General features: G+C 65.0%; 12 protein-coding genes and 3 rRNA genes. 3 read left to right on the top strand and 12 right to left on the bottom strand.

Annotation, left to right across the window (positions count from 1 at the left end; genetic code table 11):
* Nucleotides 1-99: 99 nt before the first annotated feature.
* The gene (locus ACVWZ7_RS07590) at nucleotides 100-1,518 is read left to right on the top strand and encodes a DUF4032 domain-containing protein (protein ID WP_116767023.1); all 1,419 of its coding nucleotides are present in this window, start codon (nucleotides 100-102) and stop codon (nucleotides 1,516-1,518) included.
* 46 nt (nucleotides 1,519-1,564) lie between these two features.
* Here the strand turns inward: ACVWZ7_RS07590 and ACVWZ7_RS07595 are convergent, their stop codons facing one another.
* From ACVWZ7_RS07595 to ACVWZ7_RS07615, 5 genes are all read right to left on the bottom strand, one after another.
* The gene (locus ACVWZ7_RS07595; protein ID WP_456507472.1) at nucleotides 1,565-2,935 is read right to left on the bottom strand and encodes an FAD-binding oxidoreductase; all 1,371 of its coding nucleotides are present in this window, start codon (nucleotides 2,933-2,935) and stop codon (nucleotides 1,565-1,567) included.
* Between the two features lie 35 nt (nucleotides 2,936-2,970).
* On the bottom strand, nucleotides 2,971-5,022 hold the full coding sequence (locus tag ACVWZ7_RS07600; RefSeq protein WP_456507473.1) for a glycoside hydrolase family 13 protein: 2,052 nt from the start codon (nucleotides 5,020-5,022) through the stop codon (nucleotides 2,971-2,973).
* Nucleotides 5,023-5,024: 2 nt separating this feature from the next.
* Complete coding sequence (locus ACVWZ7_RS07605; protein WP_456507474.1) at nucleotides 5,025-6,014, bottom strand: sugar ABC transporter permease; 990 nt, start codon at nucleotides 6,012-6,014, stop codon at nucleotides 5,025-5,027.
* On the bottom strand, nucleotides 6,011-7,660 hold the full coding sequence (locus ACVWZ7_RS07610) for an ABC transporter permease subunit (RefSeq protein WP_456507475.1): 1,650 nt from the start codon (nucleotides 7,658-7,660) through the stop codon (nucleotides 6,011-6,013). Before ACVWZ7_RS07610 ends, ACVWZ7_RS07605 begins: the two co-directional genes overlap by 4 nt.
* A 135-nt stretch (nucleotides 7,661-7,795) precedes the next feature.
* Nucleotides 7,796-9,094, bottom strand: coding sequence for a sugar ABC transporter substrate-binding protein (locus tag ACVWZ7_RS07615; protein WP_116767027.1), 1,299 nt, complete (start codon nucleotides 9,092-9,094; stop codon nucleotides 7,796-7,798).
* Between the two features lie 337 nt (nucleotides 9,095-9,431).
* On the opposite strand from ACVWZ7_RS07615, the gene ACVWZ7_RS07620 reads away from it, so the two are divergent.
* Nucleotides 9,432-11,222: a glycoside hydrolase family 13 protein gene (locus tag ACVWZ7_RS07620; RefSeq protein ID WP_456507476.1), complete on the top strand. Its 1,791-nt coding sequence runs from the start codon at nucleotides 9,432-9,434 to the stop codon at nucleotides 11,220-11,222.
* A gap of 2 nt (nucleotides 11,223-11,224) precedes the next feature.
* Nucleotides 11,225-12,259 (top strand): LacI family DNA-binding transcriptional regulator, encoded by a 1,035-nt coding sequence (locus ACVWZ7_RS07625; RefSeq protein WP_116767028.1) that lies wholly within the window; start codon nucleotides 11,225-11,227, stop codon nucleotides 12,257-12,259.
* A 61-nt stretch (nucleotides 12,260-12,320) separates the two neighbouring features.
* Here the strand turns inward: ACVWZ7_RS07625 and ACVWZ7_RS07630 are convergent, their stop codons facing one another.
* The 7 genes from ACVWZ7_RS07630 to ACVWZ7_RS07660 all read right to left on the bottom strand — a co-directional run bounded on the left by ACVWZ7_RS07630 (nucleotide 12,321) and on the right by ACVWZ7_RS07660 (nucleotide 26,699).
* Nucleotides 12,321-12,827, bottom strand: a complete 507-nt coding sequence (locus ACVWZ7_RS07630; RefSeq protein ID WP_344361027.1) for an SRPBCC domain-containing protein — start codon at nucleotides 12,825-12,827, stop codon at nucleotides 12,321-12,323.
* A gap of 224 nt (nucleotides 12,828-13,051) precedes the next feature.
* Nucleotides 13,052-13,168, bottom strand: a 5S ribosomal RNA gene (gene rrf / locus ACVWZ7_RS07635).
* Between the two features lie 245 nt (nucleotides 13,169-13,413).
* A 23S ribosomal RNA gene (locus ACVWZ7_RS07640) occupies nucleotides 13,414-16,540 on the bottom strand.
* A 517-nt stretch (nucleotides 16,541-17,057) separates the two neighbouring features.
* Nucleotides 17,058-18,584, bottom strand: a 16S ribosomal RNA gene (locus ACVWZ7_RS07645).
* The 16S, 23S and 5S rRNA genes sit together here, the layout of an rRNA operon.
* 519 nt (nucleotides 18,585-19,103) lie before the next feature.
* Nucleotides 19,104-22,823: a 1,4-alpha-glucan branching enzyme gene (locus tag ACVWZ7_RS07650; protein WP_456507477.1), complete on the bottom strand. Its 3,720-nt coding sequence runs from the start codon at nucleotides 22,821-22,823 to the stop codon at nucleotides 19,104-19,106.
* Nucleotide 22,824: 1 nt separating this feature from the next.
* On the bottom strand, nucleotides 22,825-24,621 hold the full coding sequence (gene treS, locus ACVWZ7_RS07655; protein ID WP_116768625.1) for a maltose alpha-D-glucosyltransferase: 1,797 nt from the start codon (nucleotides 24,619-24,621) through the stop codon (nucleotides 22,825-22,827).
* A gap of 5 nt (nucleotides 24,622-24,626) precedes the next feature.
* A complete protein-coding gene (locus ACVWZ7_RS07660; RefSeq protein WP_456507478.1) occupies nucleotides 24,627-26,699 on the bottom strand; it encodes an alpha-1,4-glucan--maltose-1-phosphate maltosyltransferase in 2,073 nt (690 codons plus the stop codon).
* Nucleotides 26,700-26,827: the final 128 nt, after the last annotated feature.

A 26,827-nucleotide genomic window follows, 5' to 3' on the forward strand; every position in this document is an offset into this window, starting at 1 on the left:
CCTCCCCAGTGGAGGGCCGCCGTCGGGCTTTAATTGCTCCGCGTTAGGCGCGGCACTATAAACACGGAAGAATTGACCCATGACCGAGGAAAACCCCACATGACCGAGGAAAACAGTGCCCAGTGGCACGACGAGCCCACCGACTACGGTCAGATCGGGAAGCTGCCCCGGTTCGAGGCCGCCAGCGCCAATGATGACAAGGCCTCCATGGCGTCCAGTTCGCTGAGCATCACGGCCGCGGCCACCGAGCCCGAGCTCCTGGACCTGCCCTGGCACATTGCCCTCGAGGACTGGCCGGCAGAGTACCTGGCGGCGCTGCCCCGCGGTATCTCGCGGCACATCGTGCGCTTCGCCCATCTTGGCGGGTCAGTCATCGCCATCAAGGAGACCTCGGAGCACGTCGCCCGGCACGAGTACCACATGCTCCGCAAGCTCGCCCGGCTGGACGTGCCCTGCGTGGAGCCGGTGGCCGTCATCACCGGGCGCACCACCCCCGAGGGCCGGCCGCTGAACCCCGTGCTGGTCACCCGGCACCTGAAGTTCTCGATGCCCTACCGCGCGCTCTTCTCCCAGATGCTGCGCAAGGACACCCTGACCCGGCTCATCGACGCCCAGGCGCTGCTGCTGGTCCGGCTGCACCTGATCGGCTTCTACTGGGGCGACGTCTCGCTCTCCAACACCTTGTTCCGCCGCGACGCCGGCGCCTTCGCCGCCTACCTTGTGGATGCCGAGACCGGCGAGCTGTACCCGGATCTCTCCACCGGGCAGCGCGAGTACGACCTCGAAATCGCCCGGGTCAACATCGCCGGGGAGCTCATGGACCTCCTCGACGGCGGCCTGATCGAGGAAAAGGTCGATCCCGTGGCCACCAGCGAGCTCATCATGGACAGCTACCGGCGGCTGTGGACCGAACTGACGGCCAAGGAGTCGTTTGAGATCGGCGAACGCTGGCGGGTGGCCGCCCGCATCCGGCGGCTCAATGAGCTCGGCTTCGATGTCGAGGAATACGCCATCAAGACCACGCAGAACGGCTCCACCATCCAGCTCCAGCCGAAGGTCGTCGACGCCGGGCACCACCAGCGCCGGCTGCTGCGCCTGACCGGCCTGGACGCCCAGGAGAACCAGGCACGCCGGCTCCTGAATGACATGGACTCGTTCCGGGCCGACAACAACCCAGGCATGGACGAGGAATACAGCGCGCACCTGTGGGTCAGCCAGATCTTCGAGCCGATCGTGCGGGCCATCCCCCGCGACCTCTCCGGCAAGCTCGAGCCGGCCGAGGCCGTGCACGAGGTCCTGGAGCACCGCTGGTACATGTCCGAGGCGGAGAACCGGCACATCCCCTTGGCCGAGGCCGTCCAGTCCTACATCGACAACGAGCTCCGCCACCGCCGGGACGAGGCAGCGATCATGCTCAACCCGGACACCGGGCTGCTCAAGATCCTCGAGGTGGAAACCGAGGAATCACGCTACGGCGCCGACGAATCCATCGCCGAATACCCGGACTCCGACGACTAGGCAACGCGCCTAGTTCCAGCGCCGGGCGCGCTGTGGCACGGGCGGGCTAAATCGCCTTTCCGGGGTTCAGGATCCCGGCCGGGTCGAACAGCTCCTTGATTCGGCGCTGCAGCTCACGCACCGGTTCCTTCTGCTCCAGGCCAAGCCAGCGCAGCTTGTACTGCCCGATCCCGTGTTCGCCCGTGATGGTGCCCCCCATGGCCAGGGCCACAGCAATGGACTTGTCCAGGGCGGCGCCGAGCCGGGCCATGGCATCGGCGTCCACGGCGTTGTCCACGCGGTCGATCCAGAAGGTGGGATGGAGGTTCCCGTCGCCGGCGTGGGCCACGACCTTGAGCTGGACCCGGTGCTCGGCCGCGATGGCCTCAAGCTCTGCGACGTAATCCACCAGCCGCGAGCGCGGCACAGCCACGTCCTCGCCCACCCGGTATTCGTCATCCACCTCGGTTCCGCGGCTGTTGCGGCGCAGTTCGACAAGCTGCTCTGCCTCGGCGTTGGCTTCCATGGTCACCACCGCTCCCCCGGCGGCGAGGACCGGACGGATGGCCGCGGCTTCGGCTGCCGCGCCGAAGCCGTCGGTCTGGATCAGCAGCAGGGACGCCCCGCGCGCCGCCAGGTCCGAGCCGTGGATGTCGTCGAGCTGGGCGAGCGAGCCGCCGTCGAGCAGTTCCATGATGGCCGGCTGCACGCGGGCCTTGCCGACCGCCAGGACGCCGGCCGCGGCGCTGCGGAAGTCCGGGTAGAAGGCGGCGATCGTATGGACCTCGCGCGGCAGGTACTTGAGCCGCACGGTCACCCCGACCACGATCCCCAGCGTCCCCTCTGAGCCGACGAACAGCCCCGTGAGGTCGTAGCCGGCGACGCCCTTGAACGTCTGGTGGCCGGTGTGGATCAGGGTGCCGTCCGCGAGCACGACGTCGAGGGCCAGGACCGAGTCCCGTGTCACCCCGTACTTCGCACACCGCAGCCCGCCCGCGTTGGTGGCCACGTTGCCGCCGATGGTCGACATCTTGAAGCTCGCCGGATCCGGGGCGTACATGAGTCCGTGGTCGGCGGCGGCGGCGTTGAGGTCTGCGTTGATGACGCCGGGTTCGACGACGGCGGTCTCGTCATCCGGGTTGAGGTCAAGGATGCGGTTCATCCTCTCGAGGCTGAGCACCACGCAGCCCTCGCTCGCGTGGGCGCCGCCGGAGACGCCGGTACCGGCCCCGCGGGCCACGAGCGCGACACCGCGGGCGGCGCAGGCACGCACGGTGGCCTGGACGTCGGCCACCGATTCGGCGCGGACCACGGCCTGCGGGAGCTGGTAGTCCAGGACGGGTGCCTGGTCCACGGCGTAGGCGGCCAGGGTGGCGGGGTCCACGGCAATTTTCGCCGGGCCCAGGGCAGAGGTCAGCTCGTCGATGATGCTGCGCATGCGGGTCTCCAGTTCGGTCGAATCCGGCTCCCAGTCTAAGACTGCGGGGCCGGCACCCGGGTCCCCGGCAGCACCCACGCCGCGGCCGCCGGGCCCAGGGTGCAGATCCGGGCACTCCCGGCAGCCCCGTCCGCCCTGCTCTGCGCGGCAGACGCGTCCAGTTCCGGTGCACTCCCCGTGCCGGTCTCCCTGTCCGCCTCCGTGTCCGGGCTCAGCGCCACGCTGACCTGGGCCGTCGCGTACGCAGGCGGCCGGGTGAGGGCCGCGAGCTGGATGTCCGAGAGCGCGCCGGGCGCCAGCCGAACCCCGGCGCCGGCCCGGGCCACCACCACCAGCACGGCGCTCTGCGCGGTTTCGCGCACAAACGCCAGGACGTCCCCGTGGGCGTACAGCCAGCGCACGCCGCCGCCGGTGAGTGCGGGCTGTTCCCGGCGCAGCGCGCTGAGGGCCGCGTAGTCCGCCCGGAGGTCGGCGGGGATGCGGCCGGGGTCGTTCCACGGCATGGGTGTCCGGGAGAACTCCCCGTTGTCGCCTGTGAGCCCGAATTCATCCCCGGCGAACAGCACGGGAACCCCCGGCAGGGTGAACATCAGCAGCGCGCCGAGCCGTTGGCCGCCGTCGATCATCGCGGTGGCCGCCCGTGCGGTGTCATGGCTGTTTAGGGCGTTCATGTTCTGCTGCCGCACGTCCCAGCTGAACGCGGAGGCGAGGTCCAGGTGTGTGGCCAGGAAGTCCTCGGCGCCGGTCCGGTTGGGCCCGGGCAGCGGGGTTCCGAAGAAGTTCACGTGCCGGGCGTCCCCGGCCAGCCAGGACCACAGCGGACGGGTGAAGTTGGAGTAGGTCATGGCGCCGTGCCAGTGCTCGCCGCTGAAATCGGGCGCGGCGTCGTTGGTGGCCTCGGCGAGCAGCGCGGCATCCGGGTTGATCGAGCGGACCCGGTCCGCGATCAGCCGGGCGACGTCCTGGTTGAGGTCCGTTCCGCCGAGCCTCCCGGTCATGTTGCCGACGTCGATCCGCCATCCGTCCAGGTTGAACGGCGGCCGCAGCCAGCGCGCCACCGGGGAATCGTCGTCCAGGACGAATTTCTCGCGCAGGCCGCGGGAGGCCCAGTTGAGTTTGGGCAGCGACGGGACGCCGTACCAGGCCTCGTACTCCGTGTGCTCGGCGTTGAAATAGTAATACCCGGCCTCCTCCGAGGCAGGGTCCGCCAAGGCGCGCCGGAACCATTCGTGGGCGGCGCCGGAGTGGTTGGCCGTGAGGTCGCCGATGACCCGCAGGCCGCGGGCATGCGCGGCCTCGACCAGTTCCACGAGGGCCTCGTCCCCTCCCAGCAGCGGATCCACGCAGCTGAAGGTTGCGGCGTCGTAGCGGTGGTTGGAGCGGGCCGGGAAGAACGGGGTCAGGTAGATGACGTCGGCCCCGAGGGCCTGGATGTGGTCCAGCCGTTCGGTGATGCCCCGGAGGTCGCCGCCGTAGTACTGGTAGGGGGTCTGCTGGCCTGCGCCCTCCACGGGGGTGTCGTCCCAACTGCACGGCACGGCCCAGTCGGGGACCTGGCGCGCCGGGCCGGGCGCGGACGCGGAGCGGGCGAAGCGGTCCGGGAAGATCTGGTACATCGTGCCCCGGCGCAGCCATTCGGGCCCGGGCCGGAACGTCGTGAGGCGGAAGTCGGCGTAGTCGGAGACGTCGCGGCTGAACAGTCCCTGCGCGTTCAGGCTCCAGTACCGCGGGCTGCCGCCGGCTTCTGCGCCGGTTCCGGCGCCGTCCGCACCGCAGTCGCCGGCGGCACCGGCGGGGACTTCCAAGAGGAAGCGGTAGCGGGCCACCGGGTTGGTCACCGCCGTGGCGGCCTCCCACCAGACCCAGCCGTCTGCCTCGCCAAGGGAGCTGGCGGGATCGTAGCGGGGCTCGCCGTCGTGGATTGACCGGAGCCACACCTTGGAGGCCTGCCCCCAGCCGGCGGGCACGCGGAGCCGCAGGCGGATCTCCGCCCCCAGGTCCGCGCGCCCGGGCGCGTGGAGAGCCGAGCCGTCGTGGTGCGGCAGGGGGCCCGTGCCGCCCGGCAGCGTCATGCCCGTCCCGTGCATGCCTAGCCCTTCACCGAGCCCTGGGTGAGGCCGCTGACGATGTAGCGCTGCAGGTAGAGGAACAGGGCCATCACGGGGACGGCGGACAGTACGGCGCCGGCGGCAAAGACTCCCCAGTTCTCGGAGCGCTGCTGGGCCACGAAGGAGTAGAGCCCGACGGCGAGCGTCTGGCTGTCCGGATCCGTGAGCACCACGCTGGCGATCACGAACTCGCCGGAGATGGCGATGAAGCTCAGCAGGCCCACCACGGCCAGGATGGGGGTGACGAGCCGCAGGATGATGCCGAAGAAGATCTGCGCGTGGCTGGCGCCGTCGATCTTCGCCGCCTCGTCGAGGGACTGCGGCACGGTGTTGAAGAAGCCGTACATGAGGTAGGTGTTCACGCCCAGGGCGCCGCCGAGATACACCATGATCAGGCCCAGCTGGCTGCCCAGGCCGAGGGCAGGGATGACCTCGGAGATCCCGCTCAGGAGCAGGAAAATGGCGACGACGGCGAGCAGTTGCGGGAACATCTGCAGCAGCAGCAGGCTCAGCAGGCCGATCCGGCGACCTGTGAAGCGCATGCGGGAGAATGCGTAGGCCGCCATGGCGCCCAGGAACACGGTGGCCGCCGACGTCACGCCGCCCACCACCATGGTGTTGACGAACCAATGGGCGAAGGGCCGCGAGGGATTGTTCATGAGCTCGGCGAAGTTGCCGAAATCGATCCGGCTGAAAAGCGCGTTGGATCCCACCAGGGTGCCGGTGGAGTTGAAGGCCGCGGAGAGCACATACAGCAGTGGGAAGATCGCAAAGATGGTGACCACGATCCCCACAACGTGCCGCCAGCCCTTGTCCTTGAACCAGGCGCCGAAGGTCTTGCGGCGCCGGAGGGCTGGGAGCTCGCCGGCGGGCGCGGGTTCAGCGCCGATTTTCTCGCGTGTGTTGTCGCCTGCGGCGGCGGCCAGCGGCTGGTCCGTGATGGAGACGACGCGTTGTGCGGGCCCGTTCATGAGTTCACTTCCTCAAGTGCCTTGGTCTGCCTGAAGCTGATGGCCGATACAGTGGCCACGATGATGAAGATGATGATCGCCAGGGCGCTGGCGAGGCCGTAGTCGCGCCCGGTGCCCTGCCCGAAGGCCACTTTGTAGACGAGCGTGATCAGGATGTCCGTGGCCCCGATGTCCCGGTCCGTGTCCGCGAACCGCGGACCGCCGCCGGTGAGCATGAAGATCACGTTGAAGTTGTTGAAGTTGAAGGCGAAGGAGGAGATCAGCAGCGGAGCGATCGAGACCAGCAGGAGCGGCAGCTTGATGGAGCGGAAGACCCGCCACGGGCTGGCGCCGTCCATCCGGGCCGCCTCGTCCAGTTCAGTGGGCAGGGACTGCAGGGCCCCGGTGCAGACGAGGAACATGTACGGGAAACCGAGCCAGAGATTGACCACCAGCACGCTGATCTTGGCCAGGACCGGGTCCGTCAGCCAGCCGATCGTGGCCCCGCCCAGCAGGGTCTGGTTGAGCCAGCCGAACTGCGGGTTGAGGATGCCGGACCAGACCAGGCCGGAGAGGAACGCCGGAAACGCGTAGGGCAGGATCATGAGGATCCGGTAGACCTTCTTGCCGCGCAGGTCCTCGCGGTTGAAGGTGATCGCCAGGGACAGTCCCAGGGCGAAAGTCAGGGCCACGGACGCGACGGCGAAGGTGAAGGTCCAGAGTATGACGCCGAGCAGCGGACCGCGGAGGCTCGGATCGGTGAAGGCACGCGCGAAGTTCTCCATGCCGACGTCGATCTTCCAGCCGGTGCTCAGGGTCTCGCCGCTGTCCGTGGCGAACGCTCCCTTGCCGTTGTCCCGGTAGACGGCGCCGGTGTCCGTGTCCGTGAAGGTGCCGGCACCGGCGTCATACTTCAAAGCCGGTTTGAACTGGTAGGCGGAGCTGCCGTCGGCGGTGCGCAGGGTGCCGTCGGCGGGGTTGGCCGAGACCGGAACGGTGATGGCCAGGATCCGCTGCTGGTTGGCGACGATCTCCTGGAAGTTCAGGGTCCTGTACCCGTCCAGGGCGTTGGCCTTCCCGGTGGAATCCGTGCCGGCGCCGGAGACCTCTTCCAACGGTTTGCCGGTGCCGCCCAGGGATATCTTGCCATCCGGGTCCGTGAACAGAAGGTAGAAGGACTCGTCCTTCGACAGCACGGCCGCCTTGTACGCCGGGGAATCGGGAACGCGCTTTTGCGCCGTGAGCTGGATGGCCGCGATCGCGTCATCTTTGGTGCTGTTGTGCCCGTCGCCGTAGTTGGTGAAGGCGATATAGCCGCTGAAAAACACCACGAAGACCTGGAACACGAGCAGGAACAGCACGCCAGGGGCAAGATACTTCGCGGGCAGTCCGCCCTTGCGCAGGTAGATCCAGTTGATCACCAGCACGACGGCAGCGGCGACGGCCAGCACACCCCAAGACTGGCTGAGGAACAGCATCATAAGCACGTAGACGGCGACGGCGTCCACGAGGCCCAGCAGCACGATCTTGGCGACCGTTCCTTTGGTGGTGTCGGGGACGAAAGTTCGGCGGCGGGGCACTGCTTGTTTCCCTGCGGCTTTCCCGGCGGGGCTGCCGGGTGCTGCGGGGGCGGAATCGTCGGCCGGGCGGAGTTCGGTGTCTGTCATGGCTGTCTACGGTCCTCGGGAGAAAGCTGGGGGTGGTGCAGGAACGGGCCGGGCGGCATGGTGTGCCGCCCGGCCCGGTGCTGTGCGGTGTCGCGGGTCCTTGGGAGCCGGGGAACCGCGCGGGGGCTGACTGTATTAGCCCGCGATCTTGGCCTTGATGCTGGCAGCCATCTTGGCCCAGTCAGCGGCGGGATCGCCCTGGCCCTTGATGAGGGCGAGCTCGGTGGCTCCCCAGTCCGCCCAGACGGCACTCATTTCGGGGATGGCCGGCATCGGGACGCCGGCGGCGCCGATCTTGCCGAAGGCTGCCACGACGGGGTCGCTGGCGGCCTTCTCGAAGGAGGCCTTCAGGGCCGGCGGACGGCCTCCGGCCTTGTACATCGAGTCCTGCGCTGCCTCGGTGGTGAGGTAGTTGGTGACGAACTCATTCGTGGCGAGGGCGTTGGCGCTCTTGGAGCTGATAAAGAAGCCGTTGACGCCGATGAACGGCTGGGCGGGCTTGTCACCGGCGGTGGGCAGCTCGTCGACGGCGAACTTGATGCCCTTCTTCTGCACGTCCGGCACGTTCCACGGACCGGTCAGGTAGTACGGGGACTCGCCGGCCAGGAACTTCTCCTTGGCGATGTCACCGGTGATGTTGGAGTTGATGATCTTCTCACCGGCGTCGCCCCAGGCGGCCAGCTTCTTGGCGAACTCGACGCCGGCAGCGTCGCCGATCAGCAGCTGCTTGGGATCGTAGCCGCCGTCGGCAGACTTGCCGAAGACCTCAGAGCCCATGGAGGACTGCAGCGGGTAGAGGTGGTACGGGTCGCCCTGCTTCGGGTCCATGCCGACGAGGAACGGGAACTTCGCCTTGCCGTCGGCCACGGCCTTCTTGCCGTTGGCGATGACTTCATCCAGGGTCTTGGCGCTCTGGGGCACGAGGTCCGTGTTGCGCAGCAGTGCGATGTTCTCGATCGCGTACGGGACACCGTAGACGGAGCCGTTGTAGGTCATCGCCTTGATGGAGGAGTCCTGGAACGCGGACTTCTTGTCGCCCAGTTCCACCGGCGCGATCACGCCGTTCTGGACGAACTTGCCTACCCAGTCGTGCGGGCCGACGATCAGGTCCGGGCCCTTGCCGGTGGGAACCTGGGTGATGAAGTCGTCGCGGACTGCGGCGAAGTCCTTGACGACGAGCTTGACCTCGATGCCGGTGTCGGCCTGGAACTTGGCCGTAATGTCCTTCAGCGCGGGTGAGCGCTCGGCGTCGACCCACATGGTGATCGTGCTGGCGCCGGAGGCCTTCAGGTCAGGCTTGGCCGTCGCGGTGGCGGGTGCGGTGGCTGCGGCGCCGCCGCATGCGCTGAGGGCCAGCGCGGCCACTGCGGAGATCGCGCCCGCGGTGAATACGCGGCGGGTCGTCCCGTTTGTGAGGGTGTTCTGCACCTTCATTGGTGTCCCTTTCATAAAATCCTGCATCCACGCATAAGGCCCTGGAAGTCCATTCCAGAGCCCCGTGGCATCGTCGGTGATGTGGCTCACAGCTGCAAGCGCTTCCAAAGTACACGCTAAGTGCGGCTTTGAAAAGTCAGCCTACCGAGCAGTAGCGGGGCCGCGGGGTCCCGCCGCCTCACGACGCGGCAGCGCTCTGGGGGTACCGTTTGCCGCCCCTCCTGGCCTGGACGCCGGGGCTGCGGCCGGCAATAGTCCAATCGCTTGCCGAAAATACTCGGCCGAATATGACTGGAAGCGTTTTCAATTTCGGTGGTCGGGGCTTACGATTACCGCCATGTCCGTTGATTCAGTTCTCTTCTCCCCCGCCGCGCTGGCCGGCTTCCCGGCCGGCCCCCTGACGGGTCCGTTGACCCCGGTGCACGCCGCAGACCAGCTCCCCGGGTGGTGGCGGTCCGCTGTCATCTACCAGGTCTATCCGCGCTCGTTCCGGGACCTGGACGGCGACGGCATCGGTGACCTCGCCGGCATCACCGCTGAACTGCCCCGTCTCGCCGAACTCGACATCGACGCCGTCTGGCTTTCGCCGTTCTACCGGTCTCCGCAGCGTGACGCCGGCTACGACGTCAGCGACTACTGCGACGTCGACCCATTGTTTGGCACCCTGGATGATTTCGACGCCATGATGGCCGAGGCCACCCGGCTGGGGCTGCGGATGATCGTGGACCTCGTGCCCAACCACTGTTCGGACCAGCACCCGGCCTTCCAGGCAGCTCTGGCCGCTCCCGCCCGCAGCCCCGAGCGGGACATGTTCATCTTCCGGGACGGCCGCGGGACGTTTGGCGAAGAGCCGCCGAACAACTGGCAGTCCCACTTTGGCGGACCGGCCTGGACCCGGATTACGGAGCCGGACGGCGCCCCGGGCCAGTGGTACCTGCACCTCTTCGATTCCTCCCAGCCGGACTTCAACTGGGACAACCGCGCGGTCCACGATGAATTCGAGCGAGTCCTGCGCTTTTGGCTGGACCGCGGGGTTTCCGGGTTCCGGGTGGACGTGGCGCACGCCCTGGTCAAGGCCCCGGGCCTGCCCGAGTGGGGCGGCCGCGCCGACGGCAACAGCTGCGACGGCTTTCCCGGCCACGACGCTCCGATGTTCGGCCAGCCGGCCCTGCATGACATCTACCGCCAGTGGCGGCGGATTCTGGCAGAGTACGGCCCCGACCGGATCCTCTGCGCCGAGGCCAATGTGGACCCGCTCCCCCGCCTGGCCGATTGGGTCCGTCCGGACGAAATGCACCAGGCCTTCAACTTCCCGTACCTTCACGCGGGCCTCGACGTGCACCGCATGCGCCACGTCATCACCGAGTCCCTGACGGCGCTGGACGCCGTCGCGGCTCCCAGCACATGGGTGCTCTCCAACCACGACGTCGTCCGACATGCCACGCGCTTCGGATACAGCGGCCAGGCGCCGCGTGACGGTGACGGAATAGGCACCTCGGACCCGCAGCCCGACGAGGAGCTGGGCCGGTCCCGAGCGGCCGCCGCGTCCATGTTCATGCTGGGGCTGCCCGGCGGGGCCTACCTCTACCAGGGTGAGGAGCTCGGCCTCCCGGACGGAATCGACATCCCGGACGCCCGGCGCCAGGACCCCACCTTCGCCCGCACCGGCGGCGCGCGGCTGGGCCGCGACGGTTGCCGTGTCCCGCTGCCCTGGCGGGGAGGGGAACTCCACGCAGGATTCGGCGACGGGCAGGATCCCTGGTTGCCGCAGCCGGAGAGCTTCGCGGGCCTGGCGCGCGATGTGCAGGCTGCTTCGCCGTCGTCGCACTTGAACCTGTACAAGCGCATGCTGGATTTGCGCCGCGGGTTGGACATGGGCCGCGGCTCCCTGTCCTGGTACGAGGACCTTTGCACGAACACGAGCCTGGCCTTCCTCAACGGGACCACGTTGGTGCTCCTGAACACCGGCTCCGAACCGCTGGAGATGCCTGCCGGACGGGTTCTGCTACGCAGTTCAACGCCCCCGGGCGCAGGCTACGCAGCCGGGGACATGTCCAGTGCCGGGGATCAGTTAAGCTCAGGTGAAACTGTTTGGCTGGAAATCTACATCGAGGACACGGAGGGGTAGGAATGCCCGGCATCAAGGACGTCGCAGAACGGTCCGGCCTCTCCATCGCCACCGTTTCGCGCGCCTTGAGCGGCAAGGGCAACGTCTCCGCCCGCAGCCGGGAGCGCGCCCGGGCCGCCGCCGCCGAGCTCGGCTTCGTCCTCTCCTACCACGCTTCCAGCCTGGCCTCCGGGCGTAACCACAATGTCGGCGTCGTGGTGCCTTCGGTCCACCGGTGGTTCTTTTCCTCGGTGGTCGAAGGCGTCTCGGCGACCCTGCTGGACGCCGGCTACGATCTCACGCTGTACAACGTGAGCGAGGGGCAGGAGCGCCGGCACAGCGTACTGAACGACTTCCTGCTGCGCAAACGCGTGGACGCCGTGATCGCGGTATCCCTGGAGCTCTCCGAGGCGGAAATTGACCAGCTGCTGGCCATCCACCGTCCGATCGTGGGGATCGGCGGCCCCCTCCCCGGAGCCTCGACGATCCGCATCAATGACTCCGGCATCGCGGAGGCTGCGGCGCGGCACCTGATCCAGCTCGGCCACAGCAGGATCGCCCACATGACCGGCGACGCGGCCTATGAGCAGGACTTCCGCCTACCGGGGACCCGCCAGGCAGGGTTTAAGAAAGCAATGCGGGATGCTGGACTGGCCGTCCGGCCGGAGTGGCAGGTCTCTGCCGATTTCACGATCCAGGGAGCCTATGCCAGCGCCCGGCAGTTGCTAGGCAGCTCGGCGGAACGTCCCACGGCTGTCTTTGCCGCCTCCGATGAGATGGCGATCGGCACCATTCTCGCGGCCCGGGATTTCGGCCTGAGCGTGCCACACGACCTCTCGGTCATCGGCATCGACGGCCATGAGCTGGGCGAGGTCTTCGGGCTGACCACGATCGATCAGGACGCGCGGGGCCAGGGCGCGCTGGCCGTGCGGCGCCTGCTGGCAGGGCTCGACGGCGGCGAGGACGCGGGGGCCGCAGACACCGAATACCCCACTCGCTTTGTGATCCGGTCCAGCACTGCTGTTCCCCCCGTTGACCAGGGGCCCTTGCGCAACTAGGCATCGGGCTGCGCAGCCGCGTCAGAGGGTGCGGTCGCCCAGGAGTGCGTCTACGGCTCGCTCAGGCGTCCGGGCTGCCGGCACCGGCGCCGCCCATGAACCGGACGAATCGGTCCAGGACACCGGGCCAGCCGGCCGCATAGTCGGCCCGGGCTGCCGCGGGATCCTCGGCGCCTTCCCAGCCGCTGTGCACCAGACGCAGCTCCGTCCCGTCACCGACCGCCTTGAACGCCACCCGGAGCTCAGTGGACCACATGGCCGTGGTTCCGGGGTGCCAGCTGGCGTGGAAGGACAGCGGAGGCTGCCAGTCATCAATCGAGCCCCAGACGGCTGTCCTGCCATCATCCGAGGTCTCCAGGATGAGGCTCTCCTCGAACTCCACGTAGGAGCCGAGGCCATAGACGCTGTGGTCCTCCATCGGCCACCAGAGGTGCGTGTGTTCGGTGAAGCCCATGAACGCCCGTGCGACAGCGCCAGGGACCACAACACTGACGACGACGGGATCAAGTTCGTCGGCCGGCTCAGGTTCCGGCGCGCTCGACGGAGCATGGCTGAAGAGGTTATCCATGGGCAACCACTCTACCCGCGTGACGCTCCCGCACGTTTCGCACTGATCGGTCCGACGCTCCCGCACGTCTGACAGGGATCGCTGCGGTGCTGCCGCACGTCCCGGGGGTGTGCCGGTGGTGGGGGTGGGTCGCGGGGTGTGTGATGTCTCAGGTGATGGGTTTTGTTGGTTAAATGCGGGAGGACCCCCAACCTGGTGGTTGGGGGTCCTCGACCTGAATGGTGTTCCGGCGGTGACCTACTCTCCCACACCCTCCCGGGTGCAGTACCATCGGCGCTGTGGGTCTTAGCTTCCGGGTTCGGAATGGGACCGGGCGTTTCCCCCACGCTATGACCGCCGTAACCCTTGCTCCGCCGCCTTCACCCTGGGGGTGTGGCGGGGAAATCTGTGTGGTTACAACCTGCTGCACCGGTGTTGCTGGTGCAGTTGTGGTGTTGTGTATGTTGTTGTGGTTTTGTTCCTGTTGCAACGTGCCGCGGGTGCGGGTTTGTTGGTTGGGAACCACATAGTGGACGCAAGCAGTCTTGTTTCTTTGTACCCTCCCCTGGTGCGAACCCCTTTTGAAACGGGTTCGCGGGAAGAGTGTGTGGTGTAAGTTATCGGCCTATTAGTACCGGTCAGCTTCACGAGTCGTTAGTCCTCGCTTCCACATCCGGCCTATCAACCCAGTGGTCTGGCTGGGGGCCTCTCACACACAAGGTGTATGGAAATCTCATCTCGAAGCGAGCTTCCCGCTTAGATGCTTTCAGCGGTTATCCCATCCGAACGTAGCTAATCAGCGGTGCACTTGGCAGTACAACTGACACACCAGAGGTTCGTCCGTCCCGGTCCTCTCGTACTAAGGACAGCCCTTCTCAAATTTCCTGCGCGCGCAGCGGATAGGGACCGAACTGTCTCACGACGTTCTAAACCCAGCTCGCGTACCGCTTTAATGGGCGAACAGCCCAACCCTTGGGACCTACTCCAGCCCCAGGATGCGACGAGCCGACATCGAGGTGCCAAACCATGCCGTCGATATGGACTCTTGGGCAAGATCAGCCTGTTATCCCCGAGGTACCTTTTATCCGTTGAGCGACGGCCATTCCACAATGTACCGCCGGATCACTAGTCCCGACTTTCGTCCCTGCTCGAGATGTCTCTCTCACAGTCAAGCTCCCTTGTGCACTTACACTCGACACCTGATTGCCAACCAGGCTGAGGGAACCTTTGGGCGCCTCCGTTACTTTTTAGGAGGCAACCGCCCCAGTTAAACTACCCATCAGGCACTGTCCCTGACCCGGATTACGGGCCGAAGTTAGATGTCCAAAGTGACCAGAGTGGTATTTCAACGATGACTCCACCCGAACTGGCGTCCGGGCTTCAACGTCTCCCACCTATCCTACACAAGCCACTCCGAACACCAATACCAAACTATAGTAAAGGTCTCGGGGTCTTTCCGTCCTGCTGCGCGTAACGAGCATCTTTACTCGTACTGCAATTTCGCCGAGTTTATGGTTGAGACAGCGGGGAAGTCGTTACTCCATTCGTGCAGGTCGGAACTTACCCGACAAGGAATTTCGCTACCTTAGGATGGTTATAGTTACCACCGCCGTTTACTGGGGCTTAAATTCTCAGCTTCGCCTTGCGGCTAACCGGTCCTCTTAACCTTCCAGCACCGGGCAGGAGTCAGTCCGTATACATCGTCTTGCGACTTCGCACGGACCTGTGTTTTTAGTAAACAGTCGCTTCCCCCTGGTCTCTGCGGCCCCGATCCCCTCCCACCAGCGTGTGGTGTTCAAGGTTGGGGCCCCCCTTCTCCCGAAGTTACGGGGGCATTTTGCCGAGTTCCTTAACCATAATTCTCTCGATCGCCTTAGTATTCTCTACCTGATCACCTGTGTCGGTTTGGGGTACGGGCGGCTAAAACCTCGCGTCGATGCTTTTCTCGGCAGCATAGGATCACCGAATCCCCCCCTACGGGGGTCCCGTCAGATCTCAGGCATCATGAACGGCGGATTTGCCTACCGTTCGCCCTACATCCTTAGACCGGGACAACCATCGCCCGGCTCGGCTACCTTCCTGCGTCACACCTGTTAATACGCTTGCCTCCCAGGATCAGGTCCCGCGCTCCACCAAAACCCTCACACCCAAAGGGTGATCGGGCAGGTCTCGGGCGGTTAGTATCCCCTGTTCAACATGGGCGGTTTTTCGCCGGTACGGGAATATCAACCCGTTGTCCATCGACTACGCCTGTCGGCCTCGCCTTAGGTCCCGACTTACCCAGGGCAGATTAGCTTGACCCTGGAACCCTTGATCATTCGGCGGACGGGTTTCTCACCCGTCTTTCGCTACTCATGCCTGCATTCTCACTCGTGTAGGCTCCACCGCTGGTTTACACCGCGACTTCACCGCCCACACGACGCTCCCCTACCCATCCAGACGCCTGAACCACAAGGGCTTAGCTAATATCTGAATGCCACAACTTCGGCGGTGTACTTGAGCCCCGCTACATTGTCGGCGCGGAATCACTTGACCAGTGAGCTATTACGCACTCTTTTAAGGATGGCTGCTTCTAAGCCAACCTCCTGGTTGTCTTCGCAACTCCACATCCTTTCCCACTTAGCACACGCTTAGGGGCCTTAGTTGGTGGTCTGGGCTGTTTCCCTCTCGACTATGAAGCTTATCCCCCACAGTCTCACTGCTGCGCTCTCACTTACCGGCATTCGGAGTTTGGCTGACGTCAGTAACCTTGTAGGGCCCATTAGCCATCCAGTAGCTCTACCTCCGGTAAGAAACACGCAACGCTGCACCTAAATGCATTTCGGGGAGAACCAGCTATCACGAAGTTTGATTGGCCTTTCACCCCTACCCACAGCTCATCCCCTCCATTTTCAACTGAAGTGGGTTCGGTCCTCCACGACGTCTTACCGTCGCTTCAACCTGGCCATGGGTAGATCACTTCGCTTCGGGTCTAGATCACGCCACTGCAACGCCCTGTTCAGACTCGCTTTCGCTACGGCTTCCCCACACGGGTTAACCTCGCGACGTAACACTAACTCGCAGGCTCATTCTTCAAAAGGCACGCCGTCACCAGAATCAGACTGGCTCCGACGGATTGTAAGCACACGGTTTCAGGTACTGTTTCACTCCCCTCCCGGGGTACTTTTCACCTTTCCCTCACGGTACTGGTCCGCTATCGGTCATTAGGGAGTATTTAGGCTTATCAGGTGGTCCTGACAGATTCGCACGGGATTTCTCGGGCCCCGTGCTACTTGGGATACTTCACCAGGCGGTACACAACATTTCGGTTACGGGGCTCACACCCTCTACGGCCGGCCTTTCAAGACCGTTCACCTATGCCTGCACATCACACCTCACCAGCCCGGCAGAACTGGTATGGAAAGTCCCACAACCCCGACCATGCAACGCCCGCCGGCTATCACACATGGAACGGTTTAGCCTGATCCGCGTTCGCTCGCCACTACTAACGGAATCACTATTGTTTTCTCTTCCTGCGGGTACTGAGATGTTTCACTTCCCCGCGTTCCCTCCACGCACCCTATGTGTTCAGATGCGGGTCACCAGGCAGCTCGCGCCCCTGGCGGGGTTTCCCCATTCGGACACCCTGGGATCACAGTCCGGTTATCGACTCCCCCAGGCTTATCGCAGATTCCTACGTCCTTCTTCGGCTCCTAATGCCAAGGCATCCACCGTGTGCTCTTAAAAACTTGACCACAAAAGATCAATCAGAAATTTTCGAGAGAACCATGAAAACCACCACCACCGCCCCGAAGGACAACAGCGACAGATCCAGGTTCATATTCTTGGAAATTGCTTCTTATAAAAGATGCTCGCGTCCACTATGTAGTTCTCAAACAACAACCCCGTACCACACACCCCACACACACAACCCACACGGGCCGAACATGCATGATCGATGCAGCCAGGAAACCAGAAACACAAGTCCCGGAACAATCACGGCCAAAGCCGCAACCACCCGGTCCTGTTGTCTCAGGACCCAACAGTGTGCCAAACACTACCCCGCAGTCCACACCGGCGAGCGTTCCAGAACAGGAACCCCCGAAGGGACCCCGTTCGTACTTGCTGCCGGCACGTGCCGCCAGGCACCTATTTGTTGATATTCCACCCGTGAGCACCCGCCGCAGAACTTGCGTCTGCGCAACGGGCGTACTCCTGACAACCCCGCCACACTCAAATGCATGAGGCACGGTGGTTGTAGGCGCTCCTTAGAAAGGAGGTGATCCAGCCGCACCTTCCGGTACGGCTACCTTGTTACGACTTAGTCCCAATCGCCAGTCCCACCTTCGACAGCTCCCTCCCACAAGGGGTTAGGCCACCGGCTTCGGGTGTTACCAACTTTCGTGACTTGACGGGCGGTGTGTACAAGGCCCGGGAACGTATTCACCGCAGCGTTGCTGATCTGCGATTACTAGCGACTCCGACTTCATGGGGTCGAGTTGCAGACCCCAATCCGAACTGAGACCGGCTTTTTGGGATTAGCTCCACCTCACAGTATCGCAACCCTTTGTACCGGCCATTGTAGCATGCGTGAAGCCCAAGACATAAGGGGCATGATGATTTGACGTCGTCCCCACCTTCCTCCGAGTTGACCCCGGCAGTCTCCCATGAGTCCCCGCCATTACGCGCTGGCAACATGGAACGAGGGTTGCGCTCGTTGCGGGACTTAACCCAACATCTCACGACACGAGCTGACGACAACCATGCACCACCTGTGAACCGGCCCCAAAGGGGAAGGACTGTTTCCAGCCCGGTCCGGCCCATGTCAAGCCTTGGTAAGGTTCTTCGCGTTGCATCGAATTAATCCGCATGCTCCGCCGCTTGTGCGGGCCCCCGTCAATTCCTTTGAGTTTTAGCCTTGCGGCCGTACTCCCCAGGCGGGGCACTTAATGCGTTAGCTACGGCGCGGAAAACGTGGAATGTCCCCCACACCTAGTGCCCAACGTTTACGGCATGGACTACCAGGGTATCTAATCCTGTTCGCTCCCCATGCTTTCGCTCCTCAGCGTCAGTTAATGCCCAGAGACCTGCCTTCGCCATCGGTGTTCCTCCTGATATCTGCGCATTTCACCGCTACACCAGGAATTCCAGTCTCCCCTACATCACTCTAGTCTGCCCGTACCCACCGCAGATCCGGAGTTGAGCCCCGGACTTTCACGGCAGACGCGACAAACCGCCTACGAGCTCTTTACGCCCAATAATTCCGGATAACGCTTGCGCCCTACGTATTACCGCGGCTGCTGGCACGTAGTTAGCCGGCGCTTCTTCTGCAGGTACCGTCACTTTCGCTTCTTCCCTACTGAAAGAGGTTTACAACCCGAAGGCCGTCATCCCTCACGCGGCGTCGCTGCATCAGGCTTGCGCCCATTGTGCAATATTCCCCACTGCTGCCTCCCGTAGGAGTCTGGGCCGTGTCTCAGTCCCAGTGTGGCCGGTCACCCTCTCAGGCCGGCTACCCGTCGTCGCCTTGGTGAGCCATTACCTCACCAACAAGCTGATAGGCCGCGAGTCCATCCAAAACCACAATAAAGCTTTCCACCCCCCACCATGCGATGAGGAGTCATATCCGGTATTAGACCCAGTTTCCCAGGCTTATCCCAGAGTTAAGGGCAGGTTACTCACGTGTTACTCACCCGTTCGCCACTAATCCCCGGTGCAAGCACCGGATCATCGTTCGACTTGCATGTGTTAAGCACGCCGCCAGCGTTCATCCTGAGCCAGGATCAAACTCTCCGTTGAAGAAAAACAGACACAACATGCGCCCCCGGGAAAACGGGATGCACACGCTGCACAAAATTTGAAACCAGCCAAAAACACCAGACCACACCACGGGGTGGCGGGCCCGGCACATTCAACCAATTCAATACAATAAATTGGTATCAACAAACTTGGCACACTATTGAGTTCTCAAACAACAGACACACCCGGCACCACCACAACCAACAAACAGTCGCGGATCGCTCCGGAGCAACTTTTCAAACTTACCCGGCCGCTTCACCCTTGTCAAATCGGCGGTCCCGACTCAGTCTTGCCATAGGCTTCTGGGTCTTGGTGGCCGTTCAACTCCGGGGAGCAGCGCGGAAATAAACTCTACCACCACTTGGCCCCGCTGACAAAGCCGCCTCGAAGAGGGCGCGGAAAAGCCCGGAATCACGGGGATTCCGGGCTTCTCCCAGATGCTCACGCGGGGCTTACGCCGCTCGGGTTCACCACGCGAGGCTGACCGCGCTCCCCCACCGGCTTCGCGCCGGGCGGCGCCTACGCCAGCGGTTTGAAGTAGGCGGCCCCGAGCGGGGGCAGGGTCACGGTGAGCGACGCCGGCTGACCGTCGATGCCCTCGTCCGCGGCAGTCAGAGTTCCGGTGTTTTCCACGCCGGAGCCTCCATAGCTGGCGGCGTCGGTGTTGAGCACTTCCTGCCATGCTCCGGCAGACGGAACGCCCAGGACATAGTCGGTGTGCGGGCCGCCGGAGAAGTTCACGGCGCAGACCAGCGGGTTGCCGTCAGCATCGCGGCGGATGAACGTCAGCACGTTGCGGTCCGAGTCTCCCCCGTTGATCCACTGGAAACCCTCCGGCTGGTTGTCCCGCTCGTACAGGGCCGGCGTGGAACGGTACAGCTCGTTGAGGTCCTTGGTCAGGAGCTGCATACCGTTGTGTGCCGGGATGTCGGCGAGCCACCAGTCCAGGCCGTACTGCTCTGACCACTCCGCTTCCTGGCCGAATTCCGTGCCCATGAAGATCAGCTGCTTGCCCGGGTGCGCCCACTGGTACCCCAGAAACGCGCGGAGGTTGGCCAGCTGCTGCCACCGGTCGCCGGGCATCTTGCGCAGCATGGAACCCTTGCCGTGCACAACTTCGTCGTGGCTGATCGGCAGGAGGAAATTTTCCGAGTAGGCATAGACCATCGAGAAGGTGATGGTGCCGTGGTGCCATCTGCGGTTGTAGGGGTCCTCCGCCATGTACTGGAGCGAGTCATGCATCCAGCCCATGTTCCACTTGAGGCCGAAGCCCAGGCCGCCGCCGCTGGTGGGTGCGGTGACGCCCGGGAATGCGGTGGACTCCTCGGCAATCATGACGGCGCCGGGGTGCGTCTTGTAGACCGTGGCGTTGACTTCCTGCAGGAAGGAGATCGCTTCCAGGTTCTCGCGGCCGCCGAAACGGTTGGGCCGCCACTGCCCCTCCTCACGCGAATAATCGAGGTACAGCATGGAGGCGACGGCGTCCACGCGCAGCCCGTCGATGTGGAATTCGTCGAGCCAGTACAGGGCATTGGCCACCAGGAAGTTGCGGACCTCCGTGCGGCCGAAGTCGAAGATCAGCGTTCCCCAGTCCGGGTGCTCGCCCAGGTTCGGGTCGGCGTGCTCGTACAGGGCCTCGCCGTCGAACCGCGCCAGGGCCCATTCGTCCTTGGGGAAGTGCGCCGGGACCCAGTCCAGGAGGACGCCGATGCCGGCCTGGTGGAGTTCGTCGACGAGGTGCCGGAATTCGTCCGGGTGCCCGAACCGTGAGGTCGGGGCGAAGTAGGAGGTGACCTGGTAGCCCCAGGAGCCGCCGAAGGGGTGCTCGGCCACGGGCATGAACTCCACGTGGGTGAAGCCGAGCCATTTGACGTACTCCACGAGTTCCTTGGCCAGTTCACGGTAGCCCAGCCCCACACGCCACGAGCCGAGGTGGACCTCGTACACGCTCATGGCTGAGTTGTGAGGATCGCGGCCGGCGCGGGCCTGCATCCACTCGGCATCCTTGAAGACATAGGAGGGCTCGATCACGCGGGACGCCGTCAGCGGCGGGACCTCGGTTCCGAAGGCCAGCGGATCCGCTTTTTCCACCCAGTAGCCGTGCCGGGTCCGGATCTCAAACTTGTAGCACGCCCCTGCTACAACGCCGGGGATGAAGAGCTCCCACACGCCGCTGGAACCCAGCGAGCGCATCGAGTGTTCCCGGCCGTCCCAGCCGTTGAAGTCGCCCTTCACGCGCACCGCCTGCGCGTTCGGGGCCCAGACGGCGAAGGACACGCCGTCGACGTCGCCGAGGGAGGACTTGTAGTGCTGGACGTGCGCGCCGAGGGCCTCCCACAGGCGCTCGTGCCGGCCCTCGCCAATCAGGTGCAGGTCGATTTCACCGATTGTCGGCAAGTAGCGGTAGGGGTCGTCCATGAGCTGCGGCTCGTGGTCCTTGTAGGTCACTTCGAGGCGGTAATCCGGCACGTGGCCACGCTCGAGCGGTTCCATCACAGCCACCCACACGCCGCCCGATTCGTGCGTCATGGGCACAGCACCTGCCGACGTCACGACAGAAACTGCCTCCGCCAGGTGCTTCACGGTCCGTATCGTGACGTGGCCGTGGTCATCAAGGTGGGCACCCAGGACTGAGTGGGGCGCGTGGTGTTCGCCGGATGCGACCCTCGCAAGAGTCTCGCCGTCCACGGGCAATGGTGCGCCGGGCCGATCGATACGTGCTGATCCTGTCATTTTTATACCTTCCGCTGTGGCTTCGGCGGCGACGCCGGAACCTGTACTGCCGAGGAGACGACGCGATGCGTTCACCGGGATGGAGAGCCAGTCCGGCCTGTTCCTTAGTTCGTAGATGACTTCGTAGAGTGCTTTGTCGAGCCACAGCGCCACAAAGAGCGGCGAGTCGCGGTCGATGCTGCCGGGGATGACTTCGGCGTAGCCGGCCAGGAAGGCCTCCGCGCAGTCATCCACCCATGTCCCCGGCACCACGGCACCGGGGTTCTCGCGGACGGCGGCGCCGGCGGCGTAGTCGAAGGACCGCAGCATGCCGACGACGTCGCGCAGCGGGACGTCGGGAAAATTGCGTTCGGAGATCGGGCGCAGCGGCTCACCCTCGAAGTCGAGGATGGCCCAGCGCGGCGCAGCCCCGGGCTCGCCCGGGACGCTACTGCCCGGAACCTGCAGGATCTGTCCGAGATGGAGGTCGCCGTGGATGCGCTGCAGCCGCCCGGCGCTGGTGCCTTCAAGCCGGCCGAGGAGCCGGTCCAGCCGGTCCTCGTACGGTCCGACGGCGTTGCCGGCCTGGGCCCAGGACTGGCGCACCCGCTGGGCTACTCCGGGGGCGATGTCCTCGCCCGGCGCGGATTCGGTGGCGGTCCCCAGCGCCTCGGCGAGCCGCCGGTGCACCGTGGCCGTCGCAGCGCCCAGGGCATGGGCCTCAGCGCTGAATCCGATCCCCCGGCTGGCCGCGTCGACGGCGAGCCGCCAGGCATCGAGCCCGCCGGAGAGGAATTCGTGCGCGACGGCGAGCTCGCCGCGGGCGGTACGGACAGCAGCGGACGGGCCCACGCCGAGCGCAGCCGCAGGAGTCTCCCATTCCCCCGTAACCCAGCCAAGGGTCGCCGGGACTTCCTCGGTGCGCCCCGCCGTCAGCGCCGCGCCGATTTCGACCTCGGGGTTCTGGCCCTCGGACAGCACCCGGAAAAACTTCACGATGGCAGCCGAACCGCCGTCGTCCACTATCACCGAACTGTTCGATTGCTCCCCGGCGAGCACCTTCACCTTGCCCGTCGCGAACGGCAGGCGGTAGCCGGACTCCACCAGGTGGCCGGTCGCGTGTCCCGACGGCGTGCTTCCGCCGTCGCGGATGAGCTCCAGCCACGCGGCGACGAAGGAGGCGTCGTGGACGCCGTCGTAAACCCAGCGGTGTGCAGCGTCATCGCGCGTGCCGGGAAGTTCGCCGATCAGCGCACGCTCGCCACCGGGCAGCGGTTCCGTGCGGAAACTGAGCGGCACCTGGACGATGTCGGTCCGGCTGCCGTCGGGGGTGGGATAGGACACCGCCAGCAGGAACACCTCGCACACCGCCGTGCCGGGAGCGCCCTCCCCGCCGCCGGTCTCGAGGCGCAGACCGCCCGCCGGTTCGAAGCTGAACTCCGCACTTTTGACGGGGAACCATCGCTGGCGCGGAAGCCAGGCGCCAAGCAGTGCGCTCAGGGCCGGGGCAAGGGTCGGTCGGGTCATCTCAGCCTTCGATGGACAGGATAGGCATCGCCTGAGTGAACGGGGATGCCGGGTTGGAAGCTGCGGAGCGGATCCGCAGCCAGAAGAAATCGTGGCTGCCCAGGGTCAACGTCAGGGTTCCGTCATCGCCGATGGCCGGGAACGCCTGGCCGCCGAACACGTCCCGGAGTCCCCGGCCGGCGAATTTCGGCACGCGCAGGGTGGTTGCCACGGGGTGCTGCGAGAGGTTGAAGGCGCACAGGATGGTCTCGGCGTCCTCACCGGCGGCGTTGCCTTCCGGGAGCTCGCGCAGGTAGGCGAGGACGACGTCGTGGTCGGCTTCCACGTGCTTGAATCCGCCCAGGCCGAAGGCGGGGTGGTTCTTGCGGACGCTCAGGATTTGGCGGGTCCAGCGCAGCAGCGACCCCGAATGTGCGGCCTCGGCCTCCACGTTGGCCATGCTGTAGTTATAGACCAGCGACTGGATCACGGGGAGGTAGAGCTTTCCGGGGTCCGCGTTGGAGAACCCGGCGTTGCGGTCCGGGTTCCACTGCATCGGGGTGCGGACGGCGTCGCGGTCCTCAAGCCAGATGTTGTCCCCCATGCCGATCTCGTCCCCGTAGTACAGGAACGGGCTGCCCGGCAGGGACAGCAGCAGGGCGTTGATGAGCTCGATTTCGGAGCGGGAGTTATCCAGCAGCGGGGCCAGCCGGCGCCGGATGCCGATGTTGGCGCGCATGCGCGGATCCGGCGCGTACCAGCCCAGCATCGCGGCGCGTTCATCGGACGTCACCATTTCCAGTGTCAGTTCGTCGTGGTTGCGCAGGAACGTGCCCCACTGGGCGCCTTCGGGAATGTCCGGGGTGTCCTTCATCGTCTCGATGATGGGCGACGCCTTCTGGTCCCGCAGCGCATAGTACAGCCGCGGCATGATCGGGAAGTGGAACGCCATGTGGCATTCCGGTTCCTCTTCGGTGCCGAAGTACTCCACCACTTCGGCGGGCGGCTGGTTGGCCTCGGCAATGATCACGCGGCCCGGGTAGCTTTCATCGACCATCTTGCGCAGCTTGCGGAGGAATTCGTGGGTCTGCGGCAGGTTCTCGCAGTTGGTGCCCTCCTCCTCGAACAGGTACGGGATGGCGTCCGCGCGGAAGCCGTCGATGCCCTGGTCCAGCCAGAACCGGACGACGTCGAAGAGCGCGTCAATAACCTTGGGGTTCTCGAAGTTGAGGTCGGGCTGGTGGCTGAAGAACCGGTGCCAGAAGAACTGCCGCCGGATGGGGTCGAAGGTCCAGTTGGATTCCTCGGTGTCCACGAAGATGATGCGGGCGTCTTCATACTTCTCGTCCGTGTCGCTCCAGACGTAGAAGTCCCCGAAGGGCCCGTCCGGATCCTTGCGCGACTCCTGGAACCACGGGTGCTGGTCCGATGTGTGGTTCAGCGGAAGGTCGATGATCACCCGGACGCCGCGGGCGTGGGCCTCCGCCACGAGCCGCTTGAAGTCGCTGATGGTCCCGAACTCGTCCAGGACGGAGTTGTAGTCCGAGATGTCGTAGCCGCCGTCGCGCAGCGGTGACTGGAAGAACGGCGGGAGCCATAGGCAGTCCACGCCCAGCCACTGCAGATAGTCCAGTTTCTCGATCAGTCCGTGAAAGTCGCCCGAGCCGTCCCCGTTTCCGTCGGCGAAGCCCCGGACCAGGACCTCGTAGAACACCGCTTTGCGGTACCAGAGGGGGTCGTGCTGGAGGCCTGGAGCGTTCAGTTCAAAGCTTCCCCTCGGGCTGAAGTGCTGGCTGGGGTTCTGCGGGCTAAAACTCACTGGCACTACCTCCGGATGCTAAGAATGTGGGCGGGCTCGACGTGCGGGTCCAGACGGACGTAGTTGTACTCCCCCCATTCCCAGCTCTCGCCGGTCAGCAAGTCATCGACCATGAAACGGCCGTTGTGCGTGAAGTTCTCCGGGTCCAGTTCCAGCGCCGGCAGATCCAGGGACACGGTGCTCTCCCGGGTGCCGTGCGGGTCCACGTTGACGACGATGATCAAGGTGTCCTTGGTCCCGTCGGGGAGGGTCTTGTGCTTGGAGTACACCACGGTGGACGTGTCCGTGCTCTGGTGCAGCGTCAGGTTCTGCAGGTCCCCGAGGGCCGGGTGCGCGCGGCGGATCTCGTTGAGCCGGGTCAGGTACGGCGCCAGGCTGCGCCCGGTTTCGGCCGCCGCATCCCAGTCGCGTGACTTGTACTCGAATTTCTCGTTGTCGATGTATTCCTCGGCTCCGGGACGCGCCACGTGTTCGTAGAGCTCAAAGCCGGCGTACACGCCCCAGATCGGGCTGGCCGTTGCGGCCAGCGCGGCGCGGATCTTGAACGCCGACGGTCCGCCGAACTGCAGGTACTCGGTGAGGATGTCCGGGGTGTTGACGAAGAAATTCGGCCGGAAGTAGGCCGGTGACTCGTGGCTGACCTCCTGAAAGTACTCCTCCAGTTCTTCCTTGGTGTTCCGCCAGGTGAAGTAGGTGTAGGACTGCTGGAAGCCGGCCCGGCCGAGGGCGTGCATCATGGCCGGGCGGGTGAACGCCTCGGCCAGGAAAACGACGTCGGGATGCTTCTTATTGACCTTGCCAATCAGCCATTCCCAGAACCACACGGGTTTGGTGTGCGGATTGTCCACCCGGAAGACCTTGACGCCGTGGCTGACCCACAGCAGCACGATCCGCAGAATTTCGTTGGACAGCCCCGCGGGGTCGTTGTCGAAATTCAGCGGGAAGATGTCCTGGTATTTCTTGGGCGGGTTTTCCGCGTAGGCGATGCTGCCGTCCACCCGGGTGGTGAACCATTCCGGGTGGCTTTGCACCCACGGGTGGTCCGGCGCGGCCTGCAGGGCCAGGTCCAGGGCGACTTCGAGCCCCAGTTCCTCGGCCCGGGCCACGAAGGCGTCGAAGTCTTCGAAGGTGCCCAGGTCCGGGTGGATCGCGTCGTGGCCGCCGTCTTTGGACCCAATGGCCCACGGGGAGCCGGGATCGTGCGGTCCGGCAATCAGGGTGTTGTTCGGCCCCTTGCGGTGCTGGACACCGATCGGGTGGATCGGCGGCATGTAGATGATGTCGAAGCCCATGGCGGCGACGGCGTCCAGGCGTTTCGCGGCGGTGCGGAAGGTGCCGGAGGTCCACTCTCCGGTGTCGTGGTTGCGCACGGCACCTTCGGAGCGCGGAAAGAATTCGTACCAGGAGCCGCTGCCGGCGAGCGCACGCTCCACCAGCAGCGGGTACGGTTCGGAGACCGTCACGAGTTCGCGGATGGGCTGGCGTTCGACGATGGCGGCGATCTCGTCGCTGAAGCCGGCGGCGAGGCGCTCCTCCGGTGTCCGGGCGGTGTCTGAGAGCACGACGACGGCCATCCGCAGCGTCCGGCGGTCGGCAGAGGGCCGCGTGGCGTCCTCGGAGGCTTCCGCCAGCAGGGCCGCGCCTTCGGCCAGCATGAGCTCGACGTCGATGCCGGCCTCCACCTTGACCTCGGCGTTGTGGTGCCAGGTGCCGTAGCGGTCATGCCATGCCTCGATGACGAAGGACCACTTGCCGGTGGCGGGCGGGGTCAGGAGGCCTTCCCAGCGGTCGGTGCCCATGCCGCGCGGTCCGCGCGGCGGTGCGAGGCGGACCCGCTGGCGCTCTTTGCCGCGGGGGTCGAGCAGGACGGCGCTGACGCCGAGCTGGTCGTGTCCCTCCCGGAACGCGGTGGCACCCACCACAATGGATTCGCCCGCAACGGCTTTGGCCGGGAACTTTCCGTCTTCTACCGACGGCTGCACGGCGGTGATCGGAAATCGGCCAAATCGAAGGCCATCCGTGATCAGGGCCTTGGGCTTTTGCTTGGACAGGGCACTGGTTCGCGAGTTATTCGTCACAGGCTCGACGTTATCTACAAAACGGCCAGAATGCTAAGGCCTCGAACGTTTTGTGAGAGGTTTCCGGTTCGAGTCGGACCGATATCCGTCATTTACCGGAAAGAATCTTAAAGCGGTTCCGGGGCACC

It is taken from the genome of Arthrobacter sp. TE12232, from assembly GCF_054062615.1.

Bases quoted from the DNA above. Each gene is read 5' to 3' on its own strand.
- ACVWZ7_RS07600 (WP_456507473.1), bottom strand. From the start codon at position 5,022: ATGCACGGGACGGGCATGACGCTGCCGGGCGGCACGGGCCCCCTGCCG.
- ACVWZ7_RS07605 (WP_456507474.1), bottom strand. From the start codon at position 6,014: ATGAACGGGCCCGCACAACGCGTCGTCTCCATCACGGACCAGCCGCTG.
- ACVWZ7_RS07615 (WP_116767027.1), bottom strand. From the start codon at position 9,094: ATGAAGGTGCAGAACACCCTCACAAACGGGACGACCCGCCGCGTATTC.
- ACVWZ7_RS07620 (WP_456507476.1), top strand. From the start codon at position 9,432: ATGTCCGTTGATTCAGTTCTCTTCTCCCCCGCCGCGCTGGCCGGCTTC.
- ACVWZ7_RS07650 (WP_456507477.1), bottom strand. From the start codon at position 22,823: ATGACCCGACCGACCCTTGCCCCGGCCCTGAGCGCACTGCTTGGCGCC.
- ACVWZ7_RS07595 (WP_456507472.1), bottom strand. From the start codon at position 2,935: ATGCGCAGCATCATCGACGAGCTGACCTCTGCCCTGGGCCCGGCGAAA.
- ACVWZ7_RS07590 (WP_116767023.1), top strand. From the start codon at position 100: ATGACCGAGGAAAACAGTGCCCAGTGGCACGACGAGCCCACCGACTAC.
- ACVWZ7_RS07630 (WP_344361027.1), bottom strand. From the start codon at position 12,827: ATGGATAACCTCTTCAGCCATGCTCCGTCGAGCGCGCCGGAACCTGAG.
- ACVWZ7_RS07610 (WP_456507475.1), bottom strand. From the start codon at position 7,660: ATGACAGACACCGAACTCCGCCCGGCCGACGATTCCGCCCCCGCAGCA.
- ACVWZ7_RS07625 (WP_116767028.1), top strand. From the start codon at position 11,225: ATGCCCGGCATCAAGGACGTCGCAGAACGGTCCGGCCTCTCCATCGCC.